The following is a 3855-nucleotide window of genomic DNA, read 5'->3' as shown; positions in this document are numbered from 1 at the left end:
GGGCATCCCTCATTGTGGACGCCCCGCCCGCCCCGCGCGAAGACGGGCCGCGTTACCTCGGGTTCTCCCCGTCCCGGCGGATCTCCCCGTCCGGCCGGGTCCGCTCGTTCTCCCGAGCGCGCTTGCGCAGGTACTCCGTCGCGGCTCCGGCGCCCCGGTCGATCCTGTCGTCGTGGGCGCCGCCGGTGGCCTTCTTGGCCGCTCTGGCGGCCTTGCCGACCAGGCCCTGGGCGTGTTCGGCGTTGTCGTCGACGGCCTTCTTCAGCCGTTTGAACGCATCTCCGGTACCGGACATGTAATCCTCCCTCGATCCGTCCTGCCCTGTCGCGATACCCGGTTCCCGCCCCGTTCATGCCGGTGGGGCGTTCGGGGCGGGGCTGAAGACCAGGTCAAAGACCCAGGACCACGGTGGCGATGGAGAAGTAGATGAGCAGGCCCGTGGCGTCCACGATGGTGGTCACCATCGGAGAGGACACCACCGCCGGGTCCACGCCCACCTTGCGGGCGAGCAGCGGCATGGACGAGCCGATGGCCGCCGCCCACGTGCACACCGCGATCACCGAGCACGCCACCACCACGGCGACGTCCACGCCCACCAGCAGGGAGCCGATGCCCAGGGCCAGCACGGCCAGGAGGAGTCCCAGCAGCAGGCCGACCCGGGCCTCCTTCCAGATCACCGAGGGCAGGTCGCGCACCCGGACCTCGCCCACGGCCAGGGCGCGCACGATCGCGGTGGCCGACTGGGCGCCGACGTTGCCGCCCGTGCCGATGAGCATCGGCACGAACAGGGCCAGGGCGGTGACCGCCTCCAGGGCCGACTCGAAGGCCTGCATCACGTTGACCGTGAGCGTGGCCGCCACGATGAGCAGCATCAGCCACACCGAGCGCGCGCCGACCAGGCGCAGCACCCCGACGGACACGTAGTGCTCGCCGACCGGGCTCGCACCGGACTGGAGGGCCATGTCCTCGGAGTCGGCGGCCTCGATGACCTCCAGGGCGTCGTCGAAGGTCAGCAGACCCACGAAGCGCTCCTCGGAGTCCACCACCGCCAGGGCGACCAGGTTGGCCTCCTGCATCAGGCGGGCGGCGTCCTCGACCGGTTCCGCGGCGCGCACGCGCGGCGCGAACACGTCCACGATGTCCTTGATCAGCCGTTCGTCGTCGCTGACCACGAGGTCGCCCAGCGTCACCGTCCCGACCATGCGGCGGCCGTCGCTGACCACTGGCAGGGTGTAGATGGTCTCGGCGTCGGCCCCCCGCGCGCGCACGACCTCCAGGGCGCGGCCCACCGTGAGGTCGCGGTGCAGGATGACCGTCTCGGGGGTCATGTACCGGCCGACGGAGTCCTCGGGGTATCCCAGCAGGGCGGCGGTCATCCTGCGTTCGGCGGGGCTGAGCCCGGCCAGGGCACGGGTGGCGATCTTGGCTGGCGCCTCGCCGATCAGACGGGCCCGGTCGTCCGGGTCCATCTCCTCGAGGATCTCGTGGAAGGCCGTGTCGCGCAGCCCGAGCAGGATGGACTGCTGCTGGCCGGGGTCGAGCTCCTCGAAGACCTCCAGCTCGCGGTCCTTGTCCAGGAGCCGGAAGGGGATGATCGCCTCACTGCCGTCCATGCGGGAGAGTTCGTCGGCGATCTCGTAGGGCCTGTGTTCGGCCAACCAGAGCCGGATACCGGTCAGGTCGTTGTTCTCGACCAGATCGATCAGTTCTTCAGCGCGCTCGCCTTCTGACATGCGAAGCACCCCCTCGCATTCTTCTGCGCCCGGTGGGAAGCACCACGGGCGGCACCGGATCCTGGGAAAAGCGGTGGGCCGGTGGTTCCACGGCCCCGCTCCGGTCCCGTTGTCACTGGTGTGGTGAACCGTGCGTCGGATGGGTCTTCCGGGGGCGGAAAGGGCGGGCACGGTGATCCGGGGACGTGTACGGTCTGACCGCCGTACGCGGGACGGGGAGCACCCCGACCCTACCCGTCGAGGCGGTCCAAGAGCACACCGGACGCCTCACCAGCGCGCCAGAGGCCGCCCGGCGGGTCAGTCCCGCCAGAGGACGACCAGGGCGCAGTCGTCGTTCTTGTCCCTGCTGAGGGTGTCCACGATCTCGTCCGCCCCGGTGGCGAAACCGCGCGGGACGAGCTGCTCGGCCGCGCCGAGGAGGCGGTCGATTCCGGCGTCGAGGTCCTCGCCCGGGGTCTCGATGAGGCCGTCGGTGCAGAGCATGATGGCGTCGCCGGGCCGGAGTCTGCCCTCGACGGAGGTGTAGGTCATCTCGGGGATGACGCCGAGGACCACGCCCTTGGCCTCGGTGGTGCTCCACAGCCCGCCGCCGCTGTCGTAGTGCAGCGCGGGCGGGTGTCCGGCGGAGGCGATCTGGTACTCGCCGGTGTCCAGGTCCACGCTCAGGTGCACGGCGGTGACGAAGCCCTCGCCGCCGCTGTTACGCATGAGGTAGTCGTTGCAGTGGGCCAGGAAGTCGCGGGTGGGGACGGCCCCGATCAGCCCGCTGAAGGCGCCGGAGAGCAGCAGGGCCCGGGTTCCGGCGTCCACTCCCTTACCGGAGACGTCCACGACGGCCACGTCCAGCCGGTTCTCCCTGCGGATGGAGACGACGAAGTCGCCGCCGAAGGACGAGCCGCCCGCCTGGCGCAGGACCGCGGTGCGCCCCCAGCCCTCGGGCAGCCGGGGCAGCTTGCCCTGGCGGCGCAGGCGGTCGCGCAGGTCCAGCAGCATCATCTCGCCGCTGAGGCCCTGGACGCCGAGGCGCTCGCGCACCCCGGACAGCAGGTAGGACAGCACCGCGGTGACGCCGATGGTGACCAGCAGGCCGGGGCCCACCTGGCCGAAGTCGAGCATGAAGGCGACGAAGACCAGGACGGCGGCGACCACGGCCAGCAGGAAGGCCAGGCTCTTGCGCTTGAGGAGGAGGCCGCCCGCGAGGACGGTGAGGATGGTGGAACTGGGCGGGAACCAGCCGGTGGGACCCCACACGGCACCGACGCCGATGCCGACGGCCAGGGCGACGAGGGTGATCAGGACGAGCCGGTAACGGAACAGCACCTTGCGCCGGAGCACCGCGACGAGCCGCTGCGCGGTGGAGCGCAGTAGCCGGGTGGTCTTGGCGGTCGGTGTGGGCTTCATGTGTCCCCTGCGTTGCACACCCGCTCACCAGCGGGGGTTCGGTTCTCGGACGGCACGGTCGGGATGGGCGCGGGAGCCGCGTCGCCGCCGGGGGCCGGCGTACGGGGCTGTGTGGGGCACGCCCTGGCCGTGGTTGCCGGAGGTGCCGACCGGAGGGCACCGCCGCGCCGCGGGCAGCGAGGCCCGCAACTGTGCACGAACTGTAGCGCGGGGGGTGTCGCCGTGGCACGTGCAACCAGCAGTGTTCTCCACCCAAACCGAGGATTTGGGTTCAGCCGATAACCGAGCGTGTGGATTCGGGCATCGTTCCGGCGTCCGAAAACCGTTCCGTAAGCCGGGTGTTCATCCCTCTCGGACACTCCCGCGCGGTCGGGCGCCCCGCCGCCGATCGGGTCCGCGCCCGTCGGCGCGGTCCGCTTCCAGGGTCCCACGGTGCCGCGGCCCGGACCGGGGACTCTCGGCCTTCCGGTCCGCGCCGGAGGCCGCTGCGCGCGTACGGACGCCCCCGCGCGCGGCCTTCGGGCCCCTCGGGGAGCGGTCCACGGGGTTCGGGAGGCGGCGGAGGTGGGTCTGCGAAGTTGAGGGTGGTGGGCCCCGGTGCGGGCCCGGGCCGTCTCACCGGAGACACCACCGCGCCCGCCGCGGCCCCGTTCCCGCGTCGAAGGGCGCCCGGACGGGGAGAGTACCGCGCGCGGCGACCGTCGAGGGCGGTGGCCCGCCC

The 3855-nt window shown here is 72.0% G+C and carries 3 protein-coding genes; all 3 read right to left on the bottom strand.

From position 1 onward, the window contains the following. Positions 1-52: 52 nt before the first annotated feature. Positions 53-295 carry an Rv0909 family putative TA system antitoxin gene (locus tag DQW06_RS27700; protein ID WP_013154417.1) on the bottom strand — a complete coding sequence of 81 codons (243 nt, stop codon included), beginning with the start codon at positions 293-295 and terminating at the stop codon, positions 53-55. A 94-nt stretch (positions 296-389) separates the two neighbouring features. Then, positions 390-1733 carry a magnesium transporter gene (gene mgtE / locus DQW06_RS27695; RefSeq protein WP_013154418.1) on the bottom strand — a complete coding sequence of 448 codons (1344 nt, stop codon included), beginning with the start codon at positions 1731-1733 and terminating at the stop codon, positions 390-392. 297 nt (positions 1734-2030) lie between these two features. Then, a complete protein-coding gene (locus DQW06_RS27690) occupies positions 2031-3134 on the bottom strand; it encodes a PP2C family protein-serine/threonine phosphatase (protein WP_013154419.1) in 1104 nt (367 codons plus the stop codon). Positions 3135-3855 lie beyond the last annotated feature (721 nt).

Origin of the sequence: Nocardiopsis sp. TNDT3, assembly GCF_003427465.1 — a bacterium.
GTDB lineage: Bacteria > Actinomycetota > Actinomycetes > Streptosporangiales > Streptosporangiaceae > Nocardiopsis > Nocardiopsis dassonvillei.
The sequence above is the reverse complement of the archived record's forward strand: the minus strand, read 5'-3'. Positions and strand labels throughout refer to the sequence as shown.